Origin of the sequence: Streptomyces eurocidicus (genome assembly GCF_002891295.1) — a bacterium.
Classification (GTDB): Bacteria; Actinomycetota; Actinomycetes; order Streptomycetales; family Streptomycetaceae; genus Streptomyces; species Streptomyces eurocidicus.
The window spans coordinates 141,042-164,220 of the sequence record NZ_LGUI01000002.1; the positions used below are offsets into that span (position 1 = coordinate 141,042).

Below are 23,179 nucleotides of genomic sequence, written 5' to 3' on the forward strand. Positions count from 1 at the left end.
TCCTGTCCTGTTGTGATCGGCGCTATTGGTGACCAGGACTGCGACGGGAGGCTTAGAACTGGCGCCGCCCGCGGGCGTCAGCTAGTCAGAGGACACTCCCAACGACGGAGCGCTGCGACGAGTCTTAAGGCAAGCGTTCGAGAATCGGGTTCCACGCGAACCAATCCAGCGCTTCAGCGCCCAGGTCGTAGGGGGCGTTCAGAAGAGCCTGCTCAACAAGCTGCAGATTTTGCCGGACTGTGGGCGGGGCGTTGTCCAGGTAGAGGCAGAAATCCTCGTTGTGAACCTCCTTGAGGTACTGGATGAAATCAGTGTCCTCGCCGCGAAGCCGCACCATGGCAGCTCGAACCCGTGGCTCCCATGCAGGCATACCAAAATGGTCTGAGGCGCTGATGGCTTGTGCTGACGCGAGCAGAAGAAACTCCTCGTGACAGAATGTCTTCTGTAGATGCATCAGGTAGTCGATTCGTTTCTTTGCGTGCTTCTTGATCTCGCCCAGAGCGCCGTACCCGAACTGTGTCAGCGTGCCTGACGTACCAGGCCAGACGAGAGTGCGGTCAAGGATGGTTTTCCCGAACCTGAGCAGTGCGTAGCGGTTATCGCTGGCCAGGGCTTGAAGGGCTTGGTGGTAGATCCATGTGTTCCGCGCGAACATCACACCGTCATGGAGACCGTTGCGTCTTCCACGCGCACCCGCGTGGGCGTCTTCGATTGGCCCGTTACGCCAGACCAGTTGGGTGATGCCGACAGCGGCTGCATTAGCGAGGTTGCCCATCTCAGGGCTGACGCTCAAGGACTACAGGCTCTCACGTAGGTGCGGTATTACGGTTGCGTAGTCGATGCTCATTTCAACCCCTCATGTCAAGAAACCGTATCGGTCAGCTGGACGCCGAGACCCGGCCGCTCGGACATCCGGTCCGGCTATCCCTCGGCTGTTACAGCTCTTTGTGGGCGTCATCTGCGGTGACCCAGTGGCTGAGGAGCTCGTTGACCGGGAGCCCTGATTCCTCCAGGTCCAGTCGTGTCACTGACATCGAGCCGGGGGTGCTCATCAGTAGGCGTTCGGCAATGAGGTGGGGGAGAAGGAGGGCGGCAGCGCCGGCAGGCCAGATGGCAGCGACTTGATATGTGGCGATGAGTCCAGCTTCCCAGGGGGAGAGTGGATCACGCCGGTGGCCGTAAGTTGCGTCCTGCTCGACGGCGGGGATCTTGATCGCGACCAGTTGGCGTGGGGCGTTGCTGTGTTCCGCAACCATTTTCCGTGCGAGCACGATCCAGTCGGCCACCAAAGCATCGAGTGCGGCGAAGGCCTCGTCCCGGCCTTTCCGGCGCCTGCCGAATGCGTCGTACAGCACAGAGGAAGCCGCAAAGTCGTCGTCCTCCAGCGCGGTCCATGACCGGGCCGCCTTGTCCTGCCAGCTGGACCAGGTCCTTCGTAGGATGCGTTCTGCGTCCGCTCCCAGCCCCGCGAACCCTGGCCTTGGGGTCAGCTCCGGCTCGGACAGGAAGGGTACGACTGCGGTCTCGAGGAGAGCTGATGGCCGCAGCAAGTCTGCCAGAGCACTCCGTTCACGTTCGATGGCTGCGGCCAGCGCCTCTTGAAGGGGCGCGGCCCACGGGTGCAGCCAAGGGAAGGCGGCGACGGCTTCGCCGCTCTCGAGCATGTAGCCGTGAAGGTACCGCCAGTGGTCGTGATGGCGCTCACGGATCAGCCGCGCCTGTTCGAATCGGTCCCATGCCTCTTGGTCGCACTCGTCGGTGTCGTCATCCGTCGCCCGGCACTCCTGCTGGGGGTACTCTCCGGTCGCCAGGGCCGAAGCGGCGTCCAGCTCCTCCGTCTCATCGAAATCTGTATCCGGGGACGGCTCGCTCGCCGACTTCAGGTCTGTCACCGCCGCTACGGCGCTGACGAAGGCGAGGAGTGGACTGTCGGCAGGAATCGGCCATCGGCAATTGCTGCACCACTTGTGCACGGCTTCTCTGAGAGCAACCTGCATCAACTGCGTGGCATGAGACGAGCGGAGCATGGAGCATCCTGGGTCGCCGTGCAGCTTGCCTTTGCCGGAAGACGGGGTATGGCACGTGAGGTGGATGTCTCCGAGAGGGCCGAGCGGGACGTCGGCATCAAGGAGCTGTCCGAGGCGGACTGAGCGCAGAGCAGAGGTCGTCGATGGCATGGTCGCAGGCTACCGACCGCCACTGACAGACTCGGTTCTGCGTCCGGGCGACAAGTGCGCCAGGCCGGTCAGCTGGGGACCTCGGAGTGGAAACGAAGGGGCCGATTCCGCTGCCTGGACGGTTCTCCGGCCCATTGAGTTGTTCCGGCCGTCATGGAAGCGGTGCCTCCTCATCGCCATCGACGGCGGAGAGCGGCCACCGTACATAGAGGACGTGTTCTTCGAGGCTGGCTTCTTCCCAGTGCAGACCGAGTGCTTGGAGGGCTGCTGGAGGCTAGTCAGAACAGCGCATCCTCGTGGGTGGCTGTGATCTGCGTGCTCCGCGTGATTCTGCCTGGTGTTGTGGTGATCTGGTTCTCGCGGCGCATGCTGGCGAGCAAATCGATGACCTGGCCGCGCTTGTAGACGGTCTCCAGGAGGGTGAAGCGCTGTAGGTCCTCGACGAGGCGGCCGGTGGGGGAGGCCTTGAGGTATTCGAGGAGAATGCGCCGCAACGGTCCGGTATCCGGAGCGAAGGTGAGGTCGAGGACCTGCTGTCGGGGGTCTTTCGGGTCGCGGTAGCGGACACCGGTCGCGGTGTCGACCTTCCACATGGCGTCCTTCATCTTCTCGACGCCCTTCTCATGGCGGGTGCCGAAGATGAGGTAGAGCAGGTTGCCCTTCTCGTCGATCAGCTCGAAGGAAAGGCTGTGGTCGAAGCCGGCTCGCTTGAGGGTCCGGCGGTACTGGTCACGCAGGTAGGAGGCCTTGCCATGGCTGGGCTGGCTGAACACGCCTTGCCAGTCGGTGTTCCCGAAGAACGCGTCGCCGGCTGCACGATGGCGGTCGTCCTTAGTGGCGAAGCGGATGAGGAACTGGGGCTGGAACGTGATCATTACTTCGCTGCTGCGATGGCGGGCTATCTGCTGGATCAGCGTGAACGGGACGTCGGGGCCGCCGAAGCCATCGAGGAGGACGAACATGGGGTGCTGAAGACTGCCTGCCTGAGCCAACTGGTGCAGGAGGTCGGGGTGGCAGCTGCCCTGGGCGATGAGGGTCTCTAGCCGGGTGAGTTGTGGACCGGGGCTGGTGTCGCGTGCGTGAGTAAGGCGGCGCTGCAGCTCAGCTACGCGGCGGGAGTCTTCCTCGATGAGGACCATCTTCACCGTTTTACCTGGGCGCTGGCGCAGCCATCCGGCCAGGATGTGGTGGGCGATCACCGGGGATCCGGCTTCGCCACCCTTGTAGATGCCAGGGCCGGCGAAGCCCTCGGCGTACGTGACGATGTCATTGCGGGAAAGCAGGATCGGTGCCCATGCCTGCAGGTAGTGGCGGAGCACATGGTGCTTGGCCGCAGTGTGTGGATCCCGGTCCCAGGTAGGTTCTTTCGCCGCCATGTGTCCCCCATGCGGTGCAACGAATATGCCTGGGGAGAGGATCACACAGTCTCCACGCGGCCACTAGAGTGCTGCACCCGACTCGTTCAAGAGGCGGCGAGACGTCCGCGCGCAGGCAACTGGTCCCAGGTGCGCCCCTGCAGGTCCCGTCCACCTGTCTTAGGGCTGCGACCGCCCCACTGCTTGAAGAAGAACGGCACGCCGGAGGCGCGGCAGGCGTCGCGGATTTCGACGACCCAGTCCTGGTCCATCGGCCGGTGGCAGGCTCCGGACTCACCGCCGACGATGACCCACCCGATCCCGTCTAGCTCAAGCCCGGTCAGCGGACCGAGCAAGGGTTCCAGGGACAGAAAACGAACCGCTGCGGGGACTGTCCGCAGGTCGTCGACCCGACTGAGCTCCTTGGCGTTCTCGACCGAGACTCCCATCCAAAGGTTCTGGGGCCACTCAAGCCGGTCGGCGACACGACGCAGGCGCACTGACCGCTTGGTAAGCACCTGGTACGTATGACGAGGTGTCTCAGCCATGACCGCGAAGACATCACGGACGAACGGCAGCGGAACTCGTGCGTGGAACAGATCACTCATGGAGTTCACGAAGACCATGCGAGGTCTCCTCCAGCGCCTCGGGACGTCCAGGGAGCCGCGGTGCGTGGTCAGACCGAAGCCTGGACCTGATGTGCGAGGATCGCCGTCCTCCTGGTACTTCGCTGCTCCCATGGCCTTGAGACGTTTGGCCAGACTCAGCGCGTAGCAGTTGTCGCACCCGGCCGATACGCGGTCGCACCCCGTGGTGGGGTTCCAGGTCGCCTCGGTCCACTCGATGGCGCTGCGGTCGCTCATGGTCGGCCTCCCCTCCCGGGCCCGGGATGGATAGCGGGCCGCCGGCGTGCCTAACGAAATGTCACCCGAACGGGCACGCGATCACTCCATCTTCGCTGTCGAATATTTGTTCACTGCGGCTGGAGGTTGTCAATCATCTGGAGCTCGGTCCAGGCGCCAATGGCAGCCGCCAGGCGCGGCTCATCAACTGAGGATGCCCCTTCTCTGGCGCCGGTGCCTCGACTCCCTGCCTTGCTTCATGGGGGTCTGTGCGATGTGCGCTTGACTCGCTGCCGGGACCAGTTTGGGACCACACGATGCGCGCGCCACCGGACGTCGCCCCTTTTTCTTCGCATTAAGGCATGGCAGTTTAGGGCGAGATGTCTATATTTAATAGGGTGTCAACTAGACTGGGGGTCAAGGGGTCGTGGGTTCAAATCCCGCCGTCCCGACGGTGCGAAACACCCTCTGACCTGGGAGAAATCCCAGGTCAGAGGGTGTTTTCTGTTTTTCTGAAACGCCGTCAAATTGGCGGGCGGTCAGGTGGCCGGGGACCTTCTGGGGGTCGGCGTTTCGAAGAAACCCCTGATCAGGCCCTGTTTTGCCGGGGGCCGGACCCTTGGGGCATTCCGGGCGTTTGTGTGGTTCTCGCAATGCCTGGAGGGGGCCGCGAGGGGCCGGGAAGGCGCCGGGGCGCCTGAGAGGCGGGTATGTCAGCCCCGCGACTGACGGACGACGTGTCCACCGGAGTCCTGCGTGGCAGGTGCCGGCTCCTGCATGGCGGGGACCGGGCTGTGGAGGCCGGTAGGTGCTGATGCCGGTGCTGCCTCGGGATCCTTCCCGGCCGGTGTCGTCGGTCGGCGGGCCACGATCAGGTAGTAGTCGAGGATCCGCTGCTCGTAGGCCCGCAGGAAGTTCCGGGGCCAGGTCCCCGCGGCCCACTGCCGACTCAGCCAGAGGTCCCATCCGGGCCAGACGTGCCGTCCGATCGACTCGGCGCGCACCTGCGTGAGCCCGGCCGCCGTGAAGGCACCGGTGAGCGCGGTGACCGGCCGCGCGATGTCCAGGCCGTTCGCATACGTCTCCAGCAGCCCTGCCAGTTCCGCGGGTCGGCCCGGCGCATCGTCCGCGGTGAAGAAGCTGGCCACGGCTGCCCGGCCGCCCGGCCGCAGCACCCGCGCCGTCTCGGCCGCGAAAGCGGCGAGATCCGGGAAGTGCTGCGCGGCCTCCACGCTGACGACCGCGTCGAAGTCACCGTCCGCGAACGGCATCCGTTCCGCGGCTCCCTGTACGAATCGCAGCCGCCCTGGCTCCTGCCGCAGCAAGCCGGCGTGCGCGCTGTGCGCCCGCTGCAGTTGCTGTGGATGAATGTCCATCCCGGTGACGGCGGCCGGTTCATGCTCACGCAGGGCCAGCGCACCCCCCATCCCCAGCCCGCAGCCCACTTCCAGGGCCTTCGTATCCCCCAGCGGGCCGACGGCGTTCAGGACGTACCGGTAGAGGTCCTCCTGACTGCGGATCCGGTCCGCCTCACCGAGCGGGCCGCCCAGATCGATGCCGTGCCAGTAACCGAAGTTGATGAATCCCCCAGCGAAGATCGCGTCCCCGCTCAGATCAGCCGGACCATACGTCTCCCGCACCACGGGACGCATGGCGGAACTGGTCCGCTGAGCACTGTCTGCCACTGTGCCAACCTCCTCGAAAGCGCACACCTCACGCCGGGGGCGGTCCTTCGCGGCCTACCGCCCGTGAGAGCCGCCCGAGCGTGACAACGCCGGGCACGGTGGACGGGTGACGGCCATGACAGTGTTGTCACCTGAGCGGGACCAGATTGTCGTTTCCGCAGTGCGTCAGCTGTCAAGGGCGGCGCGGTCGGGCACTGCGTTCCAACCGGCCTGACGGGCGGGATGCCCGGCTTGAGGGACTCGCTGATCATCCACGTCCGGCCCTGCCCCTCCTAGTCACCCGAGGAGGGGCAGCGGCCGCGTCGGTGAGCTACAGGGGCCTGATGTTGGCGGCCTGCAGGCCCTTGGGGCCTGTCTTGACCTCGAATTCCACCTTCTGGTTCTCCTGCAGGACCTTGAAGCCCTCCACGCGTATCTCGCTGAAGTGGGCGAAGAGATCGTCACCGCCGCCTTCCGGGGTGATGAAACCGAACCCCTTCGCGTCGTTGAACCACTTCACAGTGCCGGTGGCCATGTCCCCTCCCAAGGGTGTCAGCGCGCTGCGAGGCCGGACGGCTCGCAGCGCAAATGATCATGCCAGTCAGGGTGTGGAACCGGAACCCTCTGCCCTCATGCCCGCTTGAACCAGTCCTTTCGTGCGCTGCAGGTACCGGATAAAGCAACTGCATTGACCTGCCACACACAGCTCACACGACCCACCGGACATGCCCTAGCCAGCCACAAGGGCCGGGTGCCTGCAGGACTTCCCTGAAGGAGCGATCGAGGACGGCGAGAGCCCACAGGGCGCGGCACAACGCGAACTCGCGGAAGAAACCGGACTGTCCGCAACGTGGCCGCGCTCCCTCGGCACCGTCCTCACCGCACACGGTCCGCGTGCGCTGAGCGGGCACACCTCTACCTCGCCCACGGCCGCACGTCCGGCGCCGCGGTGCCGGAACCGGGTGAGTCTCTGGAGGCCGCCCGGCGCGCCTGGCACGACCTCCGGAACAACAGCGGGACACCGGCTGGAAACGGGGCTACTGCGGAACCTCAATGGTCGTGGCTTCGGTCAGCGCATCGAGGCCCACTCCGCGGTCCTGGGCCTCCTTGATCTCCTCGGCGGAGAACCTGGGGGTGACCTTGACGACGTTGCCCGGGGTGGGCGGATGGGTGCGGCCCACGTAGTTTCCGCTGTGCAGGCCCAGATCGGCGTTCGTGACCAGGGTGTTGTCCCTGCGGATGGGGACCAGCTCGTGGTGCTCGGACCACAGGGCGCCGGCGTGGTCTGCGGGCACGTTGTACTCCACGCCCACGTCCCTGCTCTCGAAAGTGCTCACTCCGTAGCGGCGGGTGTAGCCCAGCTCGATGGATGCGCTCACCGACGTCTCCACCGTGGTGCTGGCACCCATGCCGAAGGGCTTGGCCGACGCCTCCACTCCCACGGAGACCCCGACGGTGACCCCGGTGGTTTCGGAGAACTCTTCACTGGACTCCCGGGAGACCCCCTGCGTGACCACCTCGGAGACCGAACCGCCGCCGCTGCCCCGTAGTCGACGTGGCGGACGAGGTTGAAGTGACGCTTGCGCTGGACCTTGTAGAAGGGGGAGTTGTCGACCTGAGAGGCTGGGCCGCAAGGTCATCCAGGCCGGCACGGCCGTGATGGCACTGGGCCTCGGCGCCTTCGCCCTCACCCTGCACCTGGCCGGTACGGAGGTGACCATCCGGCAAACCGCACCGGCACTGATCGTCGCCGGCCTCGGCATCGGCCTGGTCATAGGCCCGTTCTTCGACACGGTCCTCTCCGCCGTCGAACCCCACGAGACCGGCTCGGCCTCCGGCACCCTCACCGCCGCCCAGCAACTCGGCAGCGCCCTCGGCTCCGCCGCCCTCGGCACCGTGTTCTACTCCGCCCTCGCCGACCAGGGCACGACCCCGCCCGGCTACGCCCACACCATGCAGATCACCCTCGGAGCCGGAGCCGGCCTGCTCGCCCTGGCCTTCCTGGCCTCTTTCCTCCTGCCCCGCCCCACCCACCCGCACGAACACTGACCCCAGCATCGAGGTCCTCCGGTGACGAGTCACCGGAGGACCTCGATGCTGCGGCCCGGAGGGTCAGAGCGCGGTCAGCGCGGTGCGCGGTCCGCTCAGTGGGCCACCCGTTTCGAACAGGGGGCCGCCCCCGGCGAGTGTTCCGGTGTCGACAGCCTGGAAACCGGAGCTGTCGGCCAGCTCGGCCACTTTCCGTTTGGCCTCGTGGTCGTCGCCGGCGAGCAGGACGACGCGGCGCCCGCCGTTCACGGCGGGATCCTCGGCGAGGACCTGGGCCAGGTAGGTGTTGAAGCCCTTCACCAGGCGAGCGCCCGTTACCAGCGAGGACACGATCTCGCTGGAGGGGCGGCCGCCGGTGTCGGCCACCTCGATGCCGCCCGCCGTCTCCTGCAGAGGGTTGAGCGGGTCGAGGACGACGCGCCCGTCCCAGGAGGAGACCGAGGCCGCCGCGTTCTCCTTCTGGTCCCACCGGACGGCCAGGACGACGACGTCGCCGAAGTCGGCCGCCTCCTGCGCCGTTTCGGCCGATGCCCGCTCGCCGAGTTCCCCGACGAGCGGGGCGAGGGTCTGCGGGCCACGGGAGTTCGCCAGCATCACATGGTGCCCGGCCCGGGCGAAGTGCCGGGCCAGAGCGGTGCCGATACGGCCGGAACCGATGATTCCTACTCTCATGATTTCACCGTCGCACACGCTCCCGGATGTTGCCTCCCGGCCGGGGCCGTCCGGGATTCACCGGGCGCGGAAGAGCGTGCCGGTGAAGTGGATCATCGTGCCCTTCGCGGGGTCGACGACGGTGTCGTACGCCCGGTGCTCGGAGTAGTCCTCCACCTGGGTGACGAACAGACCGGTCTTGGGCTCGTGCCAGGTGAGGACGTACTGGCAGGAACGCAACCGCGTGCTGGTGTAGGTGATGTCCTGGGTCAGGCCCTGGTACATTGCCGGCCCCTGGATCACCTTGATCGTCGCCTGGCTCGCCGAAGTGAAGGCGATCGTGGCGACGAACGGACCAGGACCGACAGGGCTGTTGACGCCGAAGTCCAGGGTCCACGTCTGACCGACGGCAGGAACCGTCGCGTCCTCGTATCCCCGCTCCCGGGCGGTGCACTCCGGGCCGCCACGCGACGTGGGGGACGGCTCCGCCTCGACCGACGGAGCACTGATGCAGCACAAGGCCAAGGCCAGAGGCGCCGCCGCGCGCATGAACCGGGAAAACTCCATAGAGGCTCCTTCGCCCCCACTGGCCACGAGACAGCCGTCACCGGGTCCCGGCTGCCTCCGCATTCCAGCACAGCCTCACGCGGTCGGCGACTCCACCATGAGCACGAGATGGTCTTTGCATGTCAGAAAATGACGGTGCGCTCGGCCGGGTGCGCGATCAGGCAGCCACAGGGCTTCGGGGAAGGCCGGGATGGTTCCGCGCTGCCTCGTCCAGCAGTGGTTGCAGTTCCCCACTCCGGTGCATCTCGTTGACGACGTCCGTGCCGCCGATCAGCTCGCCTTCCACCCACAGCTGCGGGAAGGTGGGCCAGCCGCTGTAGCCCGGCAGCTCGGCTCGGATGTCCGGGTGTTGCAGGATGTCAACGTAGGCGAAACGCTCCCCGCAGGCTTTCAACATCTGCGCCATGTGCGCAGAGGAGCCCTGGGTCGGAAGCTTGGGCGTCCCCTCCATGTACAGCAGTACGGGATTCGCCTGTATCTGCCGCTTGATGGTTTCGACAGTGCTCAAGACTCACCTCAACAAGATCGATTCGGCGTTACAGGGGAAGCGAAGCAGCCACATAACGCATCGTCAAGAGCCGGTCGCGCACGGGGCGATGGCGCCCACATACGACGGCTTGAACTCGTCGTACGGGCAGAGAGCACCGCCCGGGGCCCGACGAGGTACCCGCGACTCGCCGGACAGCGCCTGGAAATCCAGTGAAGATGTCGGGTTGTCTTGGCCCTGGATCGGGAGGGGCGCCGGGTCGTCCCGTCGGCGCTATCTGCGGCCCGGCCCACGAGTGGGCCGGGCCGCAATTGCCGCGGTGAAGCGTTCGCCTCACCGCATCACCTCTTGGTCTGGACCGGATTCCTGTTGGATATCGGGACGGCGGTCGCCTAGAGGTGTCCGCGGTGGCAGGGCCGCGGAAGTCCAGGGGTGGGGATCACTCGGTCAGGGTGGTGTCGGCGATGAAGTCGATCGCTTCCTCGGGCGGGGAGTACGGGGGCATGAAGGCCGCGGCGCGTACGTCCCGGTAGGCGCGGGCGAGCGGGTGGCGGGCCTGGTAGCTGGAGCCGCCGGTGAGGCGCATGGCGTGGTCGATGACCGCGGTGGCGGCGCGTTCGACGACCAGGCTGACGCTCTGGCACTCCTTCATCATGCCGCGGGCCATGTCGTCGGTGAGCACCTGCGGCTTGTTGAGGAGGAGGTAGGCGTCGAAGTCCTGGAGGGCCGTGCTGAGGGTGCCGCGGGCGGCCGTCAGGGCGATCTCCATCTCGGCGATCGCCGTCTTCGTGCCGGCGGAGGAGACCGTGCGGGGGCGGCCGTTCGCCGCGGGCTTGGTGAGAGTACGGAGGGCGTGGTCGCGAGCGGCCTCCGCCAGGCCCAGGTAGACGCCGTTGAGGCCCATGCCGCTCACCGCGCGTCCCTCCAGCATGCTCGGGTCGCGCTTGCCCCAGGGGCCGCGGACCAGCAGGGACCCGTCGGGGACCACGCATTCGCTGAAGACCACGCTGCCGGAGCCCGAACCGCGCAGGCCGAGCCCCTGCCAGTCGTCCTCGACGTGGACGCCCGGGGTGTCGGCGGGGATCATCGCGCTGGCGAGGTGGTGGCCTTCGCCGCGTTCCGCCTTCAGGCGGCAGTAGAAGTGCGTGGCGGCGGGGGAGAGCGAGGCGAGGATCTTGCGCCCGTTGACGACCCAGCCGTTGTAGGAGGCGGTCGCGGTGGTGGCGAGGTTCCAGTAGTCGGCGCCGCGTTCGGCGACGGCCGAGCACAGCAGCATCCGCCGGTCGCCGATGGCCTCCAGCCATTCTCGTCGCGGCAGGTAGCCGGGCTCGTTGTCGGCGCCGAAGCGCACGACGCGGGCGAAGTACCAGGCGAGCGCGATGTGCATGTAGTAGGCGACGGCGACGGAGGCGTCGGCCCGGGCGATGCGCGCCGTGATGACCGTCAGGTCGTGCAGGCGCTCGACGCCGAACCCGCCCAGATCCGCGGGGACGGTGGCCGCGAACACCCCTGCCTCGGCAAGGGAGTCGACGCTCTCCCGGGCGAAGCGGCCCTCCTGATCGGTGGCCTGCGCCTGCTCGGCCAGGAAGTCATGGAGTTTGGCGATCGCCGACACCGCCTGCTCACCACTTGTGGTGGCCGGCCGCAACTCGGAGTTCAGTGACAGGGAAATCGGCATGGGCGTGTCCTCGGTGAGCGGGAGCGAGCAGAGGCGGGTAGAGCAGATGAAGCCGTTGGTGTGGCCATCGATCTGCCAAGTCGACTTGAATTCGGCCCAGTTGGATCACCCTGCGCCGAGGGGTGATCCCTTGCCTCGTCCCGGCCCCCCAGTTAATGTGGATTCATTGGCAGGGCTTGGCATCGGGCTTTCACTCGAAGGTCGTGGCGCCGATTAGGCCATGGATTCCGACTCTCGGCAGCGATATTGCGACAATATTCGGACTAAGGATCGCTTCGCTATGGGAAAACACATTCTTCAGTTCGCAGGCTGGTACACCGAAGATGAACCGGGTCGCCCCGTCATGCATGAGCAACGTGAAATCGGGGAAGGGGAGACGGCCTTTATCGGGTACGACCGCGAAACCGATTCCTTGGCCGTCCTTCCCGCCGGTCACCCCCGGCCCGCCGCCGCCATTGTCACCGGACACGCAGGTCACTGGTGCCTCACCAACCTGCATGCCGAGGACACCTACTTCATAGAGAACATGGAACACGGTGGTGAGTTCGTCAAGGTCGCCGCTCGCCGCCGGGACTTCCCCGTTCCCTTCGAGCTTGCCCGACTGGTCCTGCCCGTGGCGCGGCGGATCGGCATCGTCAATGTGTTCGGTCCCGAGCCCCGCTATCTCGCGACGGCCTCGGCCTCCGGAGCCACGACCAACTGGCCCCTGCTCGACGAACGTTCGGTCTACTTCCGCGTACTCGTGGCACTGTGCGAACCGCAGCTCCGTGGATATCCCCCGGGCGCCGTTCCCACCATTGCCGACGTCATCTCCCGGCTCCAGGAGACCGCCTGTGCGCCCGCCATGAGCCGCGCGGCGGTCAACCACCACATCAACTACCTGGCCACGGAGAAGCTTCAGGTCAACGAATGGGCCGGAGTCGCCGACGGCAAACGCTCCTATTGGAAGCGCGAGGCGATCGTGGCGATGGCCCTGCGCTCCGGGCTCGTCGGGGAGCAGCATCTGACGCTGCTCCCGGCGCGGTGCGGGAGCGCTGCCCGGCGGGCCGGGGCCGACACCCGGCCGGCGGGCCCGGACGCCCGGCGGGCGGACCCCGGCCGGGTCAGCGGTCCTCAAGGCCGGGTCACTGGTCCTCAAGAGCCCTTCCCGTCGTGCGGACCAGTTCCGCCACGCCGGCCCGGTCGATGACCAGCGGCGGAATCGCCATCACCGAACAGCCCTGCCTGCGCAGCAGCGCTCCCCGCTCCCGTGCCCGCGCGACCAGTCCGGCGGCGAACTCGGGACGCCGGCACTCGACCGTGGCCACCAGACCCAGCCCCCGGACGTCGGCGACCTCGGGGTGCTCCGCGAGCGGCAGCAGCCCGGCGAGCAGTTCCTCGCCGCGCGCCGCGGCCGCGGGGACCAGCTTCTGCTCCTCGAGGACATCGAGCACGGCCAGCGCCACCGCGCAGGCGACCGCGTGCCCGCCGGTCGTGTGCCCGTAGCGCAGCCCGCCGATCAGCGGGTCGGCGGCGAAGGAGCGGTAGACGGCCTCGGTGGTGCTGAGCGCGGCGAAGGGGACGTATCCGCCGCTCAGGCCCTTGCTCATGGTGACCAGATCGGGCGTGATCCCCTCGTGGTCGAAGCCGAACATGCGGCCCGTCCGGCCGAACCCGCAGAAGACCTCGTCCAGGACCAGCAGGGTGCCGGTCCGGTCGCACAGCTCCCGCAGCGCCCGCAGGAATCCGGGGGGCAGCACCACGCCACCGCCGACGTTGAGGAACGCCTCCACGAACACCGCCGCGGGGGGCGCACCGTCGAGCACGGCCCGCTTGAATGCCTCCACGAGCGGGGGCAGTGACTCCGGTGCGCGCAGCTCCCGTGCGGGGACCGGGAGTTCCACCCGTGTCACCGGGAAGGGATCCACGGTGTGGGTCACATTGGTGGGCAGACCGGAAAGATGCTGGGCGACGAGCGTCGTGCCGTGGTAGCCGGCGGCGAAGGTGACGATCCGGTCCCGCGGCCGGCCGAGGTTGCGCCAATAGCCGTGCGCGATCCGGACGGCGGCTTCGGTGGCCTCGGAACCGCTGTTGACGAACAGCGTCCTCCCGAGACCCTCCGGCAGCAGCCCGGAGATCCGCTCGGCCACCTGCCCGACCGGCAGGTGCGTGCCCACGCTCAGGTCGAAGTGGGGGAGCAGGGACAACTGCCGCTCGGCGGCGGCGATCAGGGCCGGATGGGCGTACCCGCAGCTGGAGTTCATCGCCGAGGCCATCGCGTCGAGGTACTCCCGGCCGGCCGCGTCCCGGACGCGGTAGCCCTCGCCGGATACCAGGATCGGGCCGTCCCCGGCGGTCTCCTTCACCGGGGACCACGGGTGCCATACGTATCGGTGGTCGCGCTGGCGGGCCGATGCCTCATCGACCGCCTCGCCGACGTTGGTGTGCAGCATGTCGACGATCATGTCCGCGTCGAGGGCGGTGCACACCCGTACAAATGTGAGGGTGTTGCGCACTCCGCTTTCGGTGATCATGGTGGAGGTGCCCGGTCCTGGAACCCCGGGCCGAACCCCGGGCCGAACCCCGGGACCGGTCGGCCGGACCGGCCGGAACCGTCGGACCGAGAAGTTCAGGAAGCTCAGGAAGTCCAGGAGGGCCAAGAGGGCCCGGAGGAGCTGAACCCGTGGTGTCCCTGCGCGTCATCGATCCCGCGAAACCCCTGTCCCGCCTACCGGACCGCGTCCTGGTCGCGGGCGGCAGCGGCGCGGGGAAGACGACCGTCGCCGGGAAACTGGCCGCGCTGTACGGGCTGCCGAGGATCGAGCTGGACGGGCTGTACTACGGGCCGGACTGGTCGGTACGCGCGGAGTTCGCCGACCGCGTCGCACAGGCCGCCGAGGGCGCGCGCTGGGTGACCGAGTGGCACTACCCCGAGGTCAACGGCCTGCTCGCGAGCCGCGCGGAGCTGCTCGTATGGCTCGACTACCCGACGACCGTCACGATGACGAGCCTGGTGCTGCGGACGTTGCTGCGCTCACTGCACCGCGAGGTGCTGTGGAGCGGTAACCGGGAGGCGCCGCTGCGCTCGGTGTTCACCGACCCCGAGAACATCCTGCGCTACGGCTGGTCCACCCGGCACGAGACGCGGCGCGAACTGCGGGCACTGGCCCGCGCCGGGGCGGCTCCCGGGGCGCCGCTCGACATGCTGCGGTTCACCCGGCCCGCCGACCTGTCGGACTGGCTGATCAGGCGTGCCCAAGAGACCCAAGAGACCCAAGAGACCCAAGGGAGGAGTGCCGGTGCATCGCGAGCCCGATGACGAGACGGACCTCGACGCGGTCCTCGGCGGCGGCGTCTTCGACGACATCGTGGTCGGCGCGGGATCGGCGGGCGCCGTGCTCGCCGCCCGGCTCTCGGCGGACCCCGCACGGCGGGTCCTGCTGATCGAGGCCGGGCCCGACTACCCGGACCGGTCCCGGCTGCCGGAGGACCTGCGCAACGGGCGCACCCCCTCGATGGTGGCGCACGACTGGTCGCTCGTCGGTGTCCGCGACGACGGTGCGGAGCTTCCGCTTCCGCGCGGCAAGGTCGTCGGCGGCTGCTCGGCGATCAACACCTGCCTCGCGCTGCGCCCGGCTCCGGGCGACTTCGGCCGCTGGGCGGCGACGGGGGTGCCCGGCTGGTCGTGGACGGACGTGCTGCCGTACTTCAACCGCCTCGAAGCGGACGCGGACTTCGGCGGTCCGCGGCACGGCCCGGACGGCCCGCTGCCGGTGCGGCGGCCGTCCCGGGCCGAGTGGACGCCCCTGTCGGCGGCGTTGGTGGAAACGGCCACGAGGGCGGGCCACCCGTTCACGGCCGACCACAACGCGCCGGACGCGACCGGGGTGGGGCCGCTGCCGCTGAACCTGGCCGACGGTGGCCTGCGGGTCTCCACGGCGGTCGCCTATCTGGACCCGGCGCGTACCCGGCCGAATCTGACGGTCCTCGCGGGGGCCCTGGTGGACCGGGTGCTGTTCGAGGGGACCAGGGCGAGCGGTGTCGCGGTCCGTACGGGCGGGCGCGCCGTCGAGGTGCGCGGCGCCCGGGTCACCCTGTGCGCCGGCGCGTACGGGACCTCCGCGATCCTGCACCGCTCCGGGGTCGGCCCGGCCGCGCTGCTGGGGTCGCTCGGCGTGGACGTGGTCGCGGACCTGCCCGGGGTCGGCGCGGCGCTCTCCGACCACTCCCAGGTCGCGATCGGCGTCGTCCCCCGGCCGGGCCTGTGCGATCCGCGCGACCCGTGCGCCCAGGTCGTCCTGCGGTACACGGCGCCCGGCTCGGACATGGCCGACGACATGCAGCTGTACGTGCTCAACCACGTGGAACTCGACGTCTACGCCCCGCACCTGGCGGACCAGGTGCCCGGCGGCCGGGCCTTCATGATGACCTCGAACCTGATGGCGCCGGCCGGCCGGGGCACGGTCGCGGCGGTGTCGCGCGACCCGGCCGTACCGCCGCGGATCGCCATCGACTACGGCCGGGACGCGGAGGACCTGCGGCGGCAGCGGGAGGGCGTCCGCCTCTGCTGGGAGCTGCTGCACCAGCCCGAGTTCACCTCCCTGACCAAGGAGATCATCGACATGGACGGGGAGACGATGCGGTCGGAGGCGGCGCTGGGCGCCTTCGTACGGCGGGCCGCGCGGACGGCGCATCACCCGATGGGGTCGGCGCGGATGGGGACCGAGGGCGACGTGGGGGCCGTGGTGGACGAGTGGTGCCGGGTGCGGGGGGTGGAGGGGCTTCGGGTGGCCGACGCGTCCGTGATTCCCGTGCCGCTGCGGGTGAACACGAATCTCGCCTCGATCATGATCGGGGAGCGGGTCGCTTCCTGGGGCTGAGCCCCCGACCCGCCCGGAAAGCGGCTCCGCCGCTCGCCCTCGAAACGCCGCACCGGCTGAATTCTGGAGGCACGGATGGCCGAAACGCTCGTACTCAAACACCGACCCGAGGACTTCCGCGTACGCGAGAATCTCGTCGTCGCGCTGACCGACGAGACCGTGGCCGATCAGCGTTACGTCCTGCTGCACAAGCGCGGATACACCACGATGGAAGCGATCCGGCTGCTCGCGGACCGGCTCGGGGTGTCCAGCCGGGACGTCGGCTATGCCGGGCTCAAGGACGAGGACGGGGTGACGGAGCAACTGTTGTCCGTACCGCTGACCGCCCTGCCCGGTGCCGGGCTTCCGGCCTTCACGGAACCGGCCGGTTCCGAGCGGCTGTTGCGGTTGAGCCATTACGGCTACGGACGCGAGCCCCTCGCCGTCGGCAAACTGAACGGCAACGGCTTCCGGATCGTGCTCCGCAATCTCGACGGCCGCACCGCCGAAAAGCTCGTCACCCGGCGCCGGACGAATCTCCTGTTCGTCAATTACTACGACACCCAGCGCTTCGGCGTGCCCGGCGGCCCCAAGCGCACCCATCTCGTCGGAGCCGCGGTGCTGGCCGGGGAATGGGCGCGGGCCCGGGCGGAACTGGCCGGGCTCGGTGCTCCGGAAAGCGGGCCGGCCGCCTGCTGGACCGGCCCGGACGAGGAATTCTTCCGCAAGCTCGACCCCCGCACGGTGGCCTTCTACCTGGCCGCGCACTCCTCGTTCGCCTGGAACGCGCGAATAGTCGAGTTGATCCGCTCCGAGGACGCCCAGGACGTTTCCGTGGACGGTCTGCCGTACCGGTTCCCGGCCACGGGCCCCGGTGTCGCCGCCCTGCTCGCGGACCGGCACGAACTGCCGTACACCCGTTATTCGTACGAGGACGGGCCCGTCGAGCACCCGGTCATGCGGCCGACGGTGGTGCAGACCCTGGTGACCGTCGGCGACCACGGCGCGGACGACGTGTTCCCCGGCCGTCAGGCCGTCGAAGTGAGTTTCCAGCTGCCCGCCGGCTGCTACGCCACCACTGCGCTGCGGCAGCTGATCGCCCAGCGCTGAGGAAAGGTCGCACATGGCGTTGCTGTTGCTCAATCGAAGGCCCATTCTCGCCGAGGTACCGGACTGGCTGTCCGGCGAATCCGTGGTCGTCGTGACCGCGAAATCGGCCGCGCCCGCGTCGGCTTACGAGCGGTTCCGCCGGGTCGAGGTCGTGGACGACTACGAGTCGGGCGAGGTGGACCGTCTTGTCGACGCGATGTGCGCCGAACACGATGTCGATCGGGTGCTCACCACGGCGGAGATCGACGTGGTCCGGGCGGCGCGGGCGCGGGAACGGCACGGGATCCCCGGGCAGTCGACCGCCGCCGCCCTGGCCTACCGGGACAAATACCGGATGAAACTGCTCGCCTCGCGGCAGGGCATTCCCGTGGCACCGATGGCCCTGGTCCGCGACAAGGACGAGATCTCGTCCTTCGCCGGGCGGCACGGTCTGCCCGTCGTGGTGAAACCGGCCGACGGCGCGGGGTCGGTCGGGGTGACCGTACTGACCGACCGGCGGGCCCTGGCGGAATTCTCTCCCCCGGCCGGCCGGACCCTGCTGGTGGAGCGGTTCGTCGACGGAATCGTCTGCCATGTGGACGGGCTGATGGCCGGCGGCGCACTGCTGCACGCCCTGCCGTCGCGTTATCTGGAATCCAATCTGGACACCGCGACGCGCGCCGTGCCCAGCATCAGCGGCATGCTCTCACCGGACGACGGACTCGCGAAAAGGCTGATCGGTGCGGCGGAGGCCACGGTGGCCGCGCTGCCACCGGTGGCCGAAGTGACCGCTTTCCACGCCGAGTTCTTCCTGACGCCGCTGGACGAACTCGTGCTGTGCGAGATCGCCTGCAGACCCGGCGGGTGCGGAATCGCCGAGGCGTTCGAGCTCACGACGGGCATCAACCTCTTCGCCGCGCACCTCCGGGGCCAGGCGGGGCTGATCACCTCCGTCACCGCCGACAGCGAGCGGCCGCGCCACGGCTGGGGCTGGTTCCCGCCGCGCGCCGGGACACTGGAGCGGATGCCGGACTCCTGCCCCCTCCCCGGAACGGTCCGTTACACGCCGTTCGGCGAGCGCGGAACCCGCTACGAGGGGCCCGGCTCCAGCACCGACCGCATCGCCGAGCTGGTCTTCCGGGTGGACGGCGGCCGCGCGGTGGAGGACGTGCTGCGCGAGGTCGACGACTGGTGGGCCGGGGAGATCCGATGGCAGTCCCGGTGACCGGACGACCGGCGGTGCGGACCGGCGGGTTTATGACGGCGATGGTCGTCGACGCGCTGGGCAGCGGCGTCTGGATCACGTTCTCCCTGCTGTACTTCACCTACGGCCGGGGCATGGCCCTGACCACCGCCGGGGCCGCGCTCAGCACGGGCTCGCTGGCCGCGCTGGCGGTCGGCGGGCTGGCCGTGGGGGTGCTCACCGACCGGATGGGCCCCTTCCGGGCGGCGACCCTCAGCTGCGCGATCCGGACGGTGGCCTTCCCCTGCTATCTGGCCGCCGACGGCCCGGCCGCCGTCGCCGTGATCGCCTTCGCGGTGAGCTTCGGCGACCGCCTCTACTGGGCCGCGCACGGTGGGCTGGTCGACAGCGTCACCTCGGCGGACCAGGAGCAACGAGGACTGTTCGCCCTGCTGAACAGCCTGCGCAACGTCGGCCTCGGGGTGGGCGCGCTGGCCGTGGCGCTGGGCGCCTCGCTGGAAGAGCACGGCGGGGGGCTGCTCTGGAACTCCATCCCGTTGGCCAACGCCGCCAGTTTCGCCGTCGCCGGGATCCTCTTCCGGTACGCCGGGCGAGGCGTCCCCGCCGGGCGCGGCGAGGCCGGGACCGGGCCCCCGGCCTCGTACCGGCGTGTCTTCGCCGACCGCCGGTTCCTGGCCTTCACCGGCGCGACCCTCGCCATCACGCTGTCCAGCGTCGCCTTCGACTCGATCCTGCCGGTCTACCTGCGCTCACTGGGCATGCCGCTGTGGATGCCGCCGGTGGCCTACGTGCTCTCGTGCGTGGCCATCCCCGCGTTCCAGCCGCTGGCGTTGCGGCTGGGGCGGGAGCGGCCGGCGATGCGGCTGATGGCGCTGGCGGCCGTACTGATCGCGGCGGCGCTCGCCGGGCTGGTCGTCCTCGGCCGGCTGAGCGCGGCGGGCGCCACGGCCGCGGTGGCCGTCCTCGTACTGCTCTTCAGCCTCGGCGAGGCGGTCTTCGGCGCGGTGGCCATGACCCTCGTGCTGTCCTTCGCGTCGGCGGCGGACTCCGGCCGGTACAGCGCCTTCTACCAGCTCGCGTGGGGGCTGTCGGGGGCGCTCGGGCCCGGGCTGCACACGCTGCTGTTCTCGGTGTCCGGCGGCACACCGTGGCTCGTCATGGCGTGCGCCCTGCTCATGGCCGCCGCCGTCTACACCGCGCTCGCCAGGGCGCCGCACACGGAAAAGGCCCCGGGCGTGCGCAGCGGCACCCCCGTCGGCCGGAAAGGACGACGATGAGCCGGTCGGTGAACGGCCCGCGGGCCGGAGCGGGCGGAGGAACGGCCACCGGTACGGGTGCCCGGGCGGGCGGGGCGACAGCCGCCGCTGCCGGGGCGGAGAGGAGGACGGTCCTCGGCGCGGGTGCCGGAGGGGGCGAGGAGATCACCGGGGCCGTCACCCGCGTGCTGCGGGACTTCTGGTCCGGGCGCGGCGCGGTGCTGCTGCTCGACGACTTCGACCACCGGGCCACCTCGCTGGTGGACGAGCTGCGGGCGTGCGGCGCCCGGGTCGGCGCCGTCATCGCCCGCACCGGGCCGGCCGCCGGGGCTCCGGAGGTCGAGCGGAGCCTGCACTGCTCCGACGCCGGACTCGACTTCACCCGGCCCGAATTCGAGGCGTGGTTGCGGGATCCCTCGGACGACGTACGGACCTGGCTCGACGGCCTGGACCCGGCGCGGGAGTGGCTGGCGCTCGGCACACCGCGCACGGGAATCGACACGTTCTGCGGGCGCCCGGTGCACGGCTGGCGGCGGCCGGAGTGGGCCGCCGTCGAGGACAAGACCACCATCGACGCGCTGTGGGCGGCGGCCGGGGTGCCCTCGCCGCCGCACGTCGTCGTCACCGTGGACGAGCCGCCGGCCGGCCCGGCCGGGCTCGACGCCGTGACCGGGCCGGACGGGGTCGTGGTCGCCGCCGATTCGACGCGCGGCCACGTCGGGGACTCGTCCGGCCTGCGCTGGGTCCTCGAACCGGCCGGAGTCCCGCACGCCGTACGAGAGTTCGCGGGCCGGGCGGACCGGGTGCGGATCGCCCGCTTCGCCGACGGCGTGCCGTGCAGCGTGCTCGGCATGGCGCTGCCGGACGGCGTGGCCGTGTTCTCGCCCATCGAGATCGTCACCCTCGGCGATCCGGCGACCGGCCGGCTGCTGTTCTGCGGCTCGTCCACCCACTGGCGACCGGGCGACGTGGCGGAGCGCGACATCCGCGGCGCGGCGCGGCGGGCGGGCACGGAGCTCGTCCGGACCACCGGCTACCGGGGCATCTTCAGCGTCGACGGCCTGCTCACGCCGGACGGGTTCACCGCCACCGAACTCAACCCCCGGCACGCCTCCGGCCTCGGCCTGCGGGCCGCGCTCCCGGACTTCCCGGTCTACCTGTACAACCGCGCGGTCCAGGAGGGCCTGCCCGGGCTCGGCGGGATCACGGCCGCCGCCCTGGAAGGGCTCGTACGCCGGCTGGTCGCCGCCGCGCCCTCGGCCTCACTGACGGTGGGCCCGACGCTCGTCGAGGCGGTGCCCCCGGCACCGGACCACCGGGCGGGCCCGGCCTGCGCGGACCTGGCGGCCCGGCTGGGCGAGCCGGGGCTGCGCGCCTTCCCGCTGGCGGCGGCCTCCGACTGAGCCCGGGGCCCGCGCCGCCGACAGACCTTTCCCGAAGCACGCGATGAGGAAAGAAAGGTGCACGATCATGAACCAGCCTGCCGTCCGGGTCAATTCCTGGAACGAATGGGACCCGCTGCGCGAGATCGTCGTCGGCGTCGCCGACAACGCCTGCTTCGAGCCGAGCGAGCCCGGCTACCGCCCCGCCCTGCGCGACACGGACGCGCCCTTCCCCACCGGCCCCAAGCCGGCCGAGATGATCGACCGTGCCAACGCGCAGCTGGACGGGCTGGCGGCGGTGCTGGAAGCGCAGGGCGTCACCGTACGCCGGCCCGACGCGATCGACCTGAGGAGCGCGCTCCGGACGCCCACGTTCGAGGTGGACAACCAGTACTGCGTGGTCTGCCCGCGGGACGTGATGATCACGCTCGGCAATGAGATAGTCGAGGCGTCCATGTCGCGCCGTGCCCGGTACTTCGAGTACCAGGCGTACCGCACGCTCGTCTACGAGTACTGGAACGCGGACCCGAACATGGTGTGGACCGTGGCCCCCAAGCCGACGATGGCCGACTCCATGTACCGGCAGGACTTCTGGGACTGGCCGCTGGCCGAGCGGCACGCCCGGATGCACGAGTCGGAGTTCTGCGTCACGCAGGACGAGGTGGTCTTCGACGCCGCCGACATGAACCGCTTCGGCCGCGACATCGTCGTCCAGGAGTCGATGACCACCAACCGGGCCGGCATCCGCTGGCTCAAGCGGCACCTGGAGCCGCGCGGCTTCCGGGTGCACCCGGTGCACTTCCCGCTCGACTTCTTTCCGTCGCACATCGACTGCACCTTCGTGCCGCTGCGCCCCGGGCTGATCCTGACCAACCCGGAGCGGCCGCTGCGCGAGGGCGAGGAGCAGATGTTCCTGGGCAACGACTGGGAACTGGTGGACGTGCCACAGCCGACCTCGACCAACGAGGAGATGCCGCGCTACTGCCAGTCGTCCAAGTGGCTGTCGATGAACGTCCTCAGTATCTCCCCCACGAAGGTCGTCTGCGAAGAGCGGGAGAAGCCGCTCCAGGACCTGCTCGACAAGCTCGGCTTCGAGGTCGTCCCGGTGCCGTTCCGGGACGTCTTCGAGTACGGCGGGTCGCTGCACTGCGCCACCTGGGACGTCAACCGGGAGGGGACGGCCGAGGACTACTTCCCGGACCTCGACTACACGCCGGTCGTCTGACCGGGAGTGTCCGACAGGGTCGCCCGGCGCCGAGAGCGTACGAGCACTCGTACGCCCCCGGCCGCCGCGCGCGTCAGTCCCCGCTACGGGCGCACCACGCGTCGAACTCCTCGACCGTGGTGACCCCGTCGTCCAGGACCGCCCGGTAGACGTCGTAACTGGGCACCTTCGGGCCGTTCTCCGGCCGTCCGGCCAGCACCTCCTTGATCCGCAGGATCGTCTCCCGGTGCCCGTCGGTCAGCCGGGGCGGCAGCGCGTGGACGTGGGCGAGGTCGGGCTGGCGGTCGGGCTCGTCGACGAACCAGATGTCGAGGGTCCACTCCTGTCCGGCGCCGGAGCGGTACTCGACGCCCAGGTAGAGGCCGTCCGGGTACCGGGGGTCGGTGTTCCAGTGCCCGGTGTCGTCCCGGAAGCGGACCTGCCGGACCCGGTCGTGCACCGCCAGTTCGGCGCCGATCCCGGCGACGGCCTTCACGGTGGCGCCGTCGAGCTCCGGGCAGACCACGGTGATGTCGAGGTCCCGGCGCACCATCAGGCCGAGCGCCGCGCTGCCGACGCGGACGGCCTCGCCGAGGTCCGCGAGCAGCGCCGCCAGCCCGAGGTCGGCGGCGACCTCGTCGGCCTCCGCCTGGAGTGATCCCTGCCGTTTCGAGAAGTCTTCGGTAGTCACCGGTCCAGTATGTCCAGTCGGCCCCGGAGCTCCTGCCCGGAGGGG

Annotated in this window: 23 protein-coding genes and 1 pseudogene; 10 read left to right on the forward strand and 14 right to left on the reverse strand. The window is 69.4% G+C overall.

What is annotated here, in order from left to right; genetic code table 11:
• Positions 1–124 precede the first annotated feature (124 nt).
• The 6 genes from AF335_RS05620 to AF335_RS05645 form a co-directional block, all read right to left on the reverse strand.
• On the reverse strand, positions 125–793 hold the full coding sequence (locus AF335_RS05620; protein WP_228773358.1) for a hypothetical protein: 669 nt from the start codon (positions 791–793) through the stop codon (positions 125–127).
• A gap of 142 nt (positions 794–935) precedes the next feature.
• Positions 936–2,177, reverse strand: coding sequence for a hypothetical protein (locus tag AF335_RS05625; RefSeq protein WP_146045441.1), 1,242 nt, complete (start codon positions 2,175–2,177; stop codon positions 936–938).
• Between the two features lie 278 nt (positions 2,178–2,455).
• Positions 2,456–3,553: a three-Cys-motif partner protein TcmP gene (locus AF335_RS05630; protein ID WP_102917172.1), complete on the reverse strand. Its 1,098-nt coding sequence runs from the start codon at positions 3,551–3,553 to the stop codon at positions 2,456–2,458.
• An 86-nt stretch (positions 3,554–3,639) separates the two neighbouring features.
• Positions 3,640–4,395 carry a DUF5131 family protein gene (locus tag AF335_RS05635; RefSeq protein ID WP_102917173.1) on the reverse strand — a complete coding sequence of 252 codons (756 nt, stop codon included), beginning with the start codon at positions 4,393–4,395 and terminating at the stop codon, positions 3,640–3,642.
• 692 nt (positions 4,396–5,087) lie between these two features.
• Positions 5,088–6,059, reverse strand: a complete 972-nt coding sequence (locus AF335_RS05640) for a class I SAM-dependent methyltransferase (protein ID WP_244926927.1) — start codon at positions 6,057–6,059, stop codon at positions 5,088–5,090.
• A 310-nt stretch (positions 6,060–6,369) separates the two neighbouring features.
• Positions 6,370–6,573 carry a cold-shock protein gene (locus tag AF335_RS05645; RefSeq protein ID WP_102917175.1) on the reverse strand — a complete coding sequence of 68 codons (204 nt, stop codon included), beginning with the start codon at positions 6,571–6,573 and terminating at the stop codon, positions 6,370–6,372.
• 220 nt (positions 6,574–6,793) lie between these two features.
• Between AF335_RS05645 and AF335_RS36560 the strand changes: the two are divergent.
• Positions 6,794–6,901 (forward strand): annotated as a pseudogene (locus AF335_RS36560) (NUDIX domain-containing protein); the annotation flags it as partial.
• A 174-nt stretch (positions 6,902–7,075) separates the two neighbouring features.
• Here the strand turns inward: AF335_RS36560 and AF335_RS35390 are convergent.
• Entirely contained in the window at positions 7,076–7,555 is a 480-nt protein-coding gene (locus AF335_RS35390) for a hypothetical protein (RefSeq protein WP_228773357.1), read from the reverse strand.
• Between the two features lie 142 nt (positions 7,556–7,697).
• Here AF335_RS35390 and AF335_RS05655 point away from each other — a divergent pair, with 142 nt between their 5' ends.
• A complete protein-coding gene (locus tag AF335_RS05655; RefSeq protein WP_102917176.1) occupies positions 7,698–8,087 on the forward strand; it encodes an MFS transporter in 390 nt (129 codons plus the stop codon).
• Positions 8,088–8,150: 63 nt separating this feature from the next.
• Here AF335_RS05655 and AF335_RS05660 read toward each other — a convergent pair whose 3' ends face one another.
• From AF335_RS05660 to AF335_RS34440, 5 genes are all read right to left on the reverse strand, one after another.
• Entirely contained in the window at positions 8,151–8,759 is a 609-nt protein-coding gene (locus tag AF335_RS05660) for an NADPH-dependent F420 reductase (protein ID WP_102917177.1), read from the reverse strand.
• Between the two features lie 57 nt (positions 8,760–8,816).
• On the reverse strand, positions 8,817–9,305 hold the full coding sequence (locus AF335_RS05665) for a MoaF-related domain-containing protein (protein WP_102917178.1): 489 nt from the start codon (positions 9,303–9,305) through the stop codon (positions 8,817–8,819).
• 157 nt (positions 9,306–9,462) lie between these two features.
• Complete coding sequence (grxD, locus tag AF335_RS05670) at positions 9,463–9,813, reverse strand: Grx4 family monothiol glutaredoxin (protein ID WP_102917179.1); 351 nt, start codon at positions 9,811–9,813, stop codon at positions 9,463–9,465.
• A gap of 418 nt (positions 9,814–10,231) precedes the next feature.
• Positions 10,232–11,470 carry an acyl-CoA dehydrogenase family protein gene (locus tag AF335_RS05675; RefSeq protein WP_102917180.1) on the reverse strand — a complete coding sequence of 413 codons (1,239 nt, stop codon included), beginning with the start codon at positions 11,468–11,470 and terminating at the stop codon, positions 10,232–10,234.
• Between the two features lie 190 nt (positions 11,471–11,660).
• Positions 11,661–12,005: a hypothetical protein gene (locus AF335_RS34440; RefSeq protein WP_170127588.1), complete on the reverse strand. Its 345-nt coding sequence runs from the start codon at positions 12,003–12,005 to the stop codon at positions 11,661–11,663.
• On the opposite strand from AF335_RS34440, the gene AF335_RS05680 reads away from it, so the two are divergent.
• A complete protein-coding gene (locus AF335_RS05680; protein ID WP_228773356.1) occupies positions 11,997–12,659 on the forward strand; it encodes a hypothetical protein in 663 nt (220 codons plus the stop codon). The genes AF335_RS34440 and AF335_RS05680 overlap by 9 nt on opposite strands.
• Here AF335_RS05680 and AF335_RS05685 read toward each other — a convergent pair.
• Positions 12,595–13,983, reverse strand: coding sequence for an aminotransferase family protein (locus AF335_RS05685; protein ID WP_102917181.1), 1,389 nt, complete (start codon positions 13,981–13,983; stop codon positions 12,595–12,597). The genes AF335_RS05680 and AF335_RS05685 overlap by 65 nt on opposite strands.
• A gap of 149 nt (positions 13,984–14,132) precedes the next feature.
• Here AF335_RS05685 and AF335_RS05690 point away from each other — a divergent pair, with 149 nt between their 5' ends.
• From AF335_RS05690 to AF335_RS05720, 7 genes are all read left to right on the forward strand, one after another.
• Positions 14,133–14,768, forward strand: coding sequence for a P-loop NTPase family protein (locus tag AF335_RS05690; protein ID WP_244926928.1), 636 nt, complete (start codon positions 14,133–14,135; stop codon positions 14,766–14,768).
• Complete coding sequence (locus AF335_RS05695; protein ID WP_102917182.1) at positions 14,749–16,329, forward strand: GMC family oxidoreductase; 1,581 nt, start codon at positions 14,749–14,751, stop codon at positions 16,327–16,329. The genes AF335_RS05690 and AF335_RS05695 overlap by 20 nt, the downstream gene beginning before the upstream one ends.
• Before the next feature lie 75 nt (positions 16,330–16,404).
• Positions 16,405–17,418: a tRNA pseudouridine(13) synthase TruD gene (gene truD, locus AF335_RS05700; protein ID WP_102917183.1), complete on the forward strand. Its 1,014-nt coding sequence runs from the start codon at positions 16,405–16,407 to the stop codon at positions 17,416–17,418.
• A gap of 13 nt (positions 17,419–17,431) precedes the next feature.
• Positions 17,432–18,622, forward strand: a complete 1,191-nt coding sequence (locus tag AF335_RS05705) for an ATP-grasp domain-containing protein (RefSeq protein WP_102917184.1) — start codon at positions 17,432–17,434, stop codon at positions 18,620–18,622.
• On the forward strand, positions 18,607–19,878 hold the full coding sequence (locus AF335_RS05710) for an MFS transporter (protein ID WP_102917185.1): 1,272 nt from the start codon (positions 18,607–18,609) through the stop codon (positions 19,876–19,878). Before AF335_RS05705 ends, AF335_RS05710 begins: the two co-directional genes overlap by 16 nt.
• Positions 19,875–21,260 carry a D-alanine--D-alanine ligase family protein gene (locus AF335_RS35395; RefSeq protein WP_102917186.1) on the forward strand — a complete coding sequence of 462 codons (1,386 nt, stop codon included), beginning with the start codon at positions 19,875–19,877 and terminating at the stop codon, positions 21,258–21,260. Before AF335_RS05710 ends, AF335_RS35395 begins: the two co-directional genes overlap by 4 nt.
• A 67-nt stretch (positions 21,261–21,327) precedes the next feature.
• Positions 21,328–22,464, forward strand: a complete 1,137-nt coding sequence (locus AF335_RS05720; protein WP_102917187.1) for an arginine deiminase family protein — start codon at positions 21,328–21,330, stop codon at positions 22,462–22,464.
• Between the two features lie 73 nt (positions 22,465–22,537).
• On the opposite strand, the gene AF335_RS05725 is transcribed toward AF335_RS05720, so the two are convergent.
• Complete coding sequence (locus AF335_RS05725) at positions 22,538–23,134, reverse strand: hypothetical protein (protein ID WP_102917188.1); 597 nt, start codon at positions 23,132–23,134, stop codon at positions 22,538–22,540.
• Between the last annotated feature and the right edge of the window lie 45 nt (positions 23,135–23,179).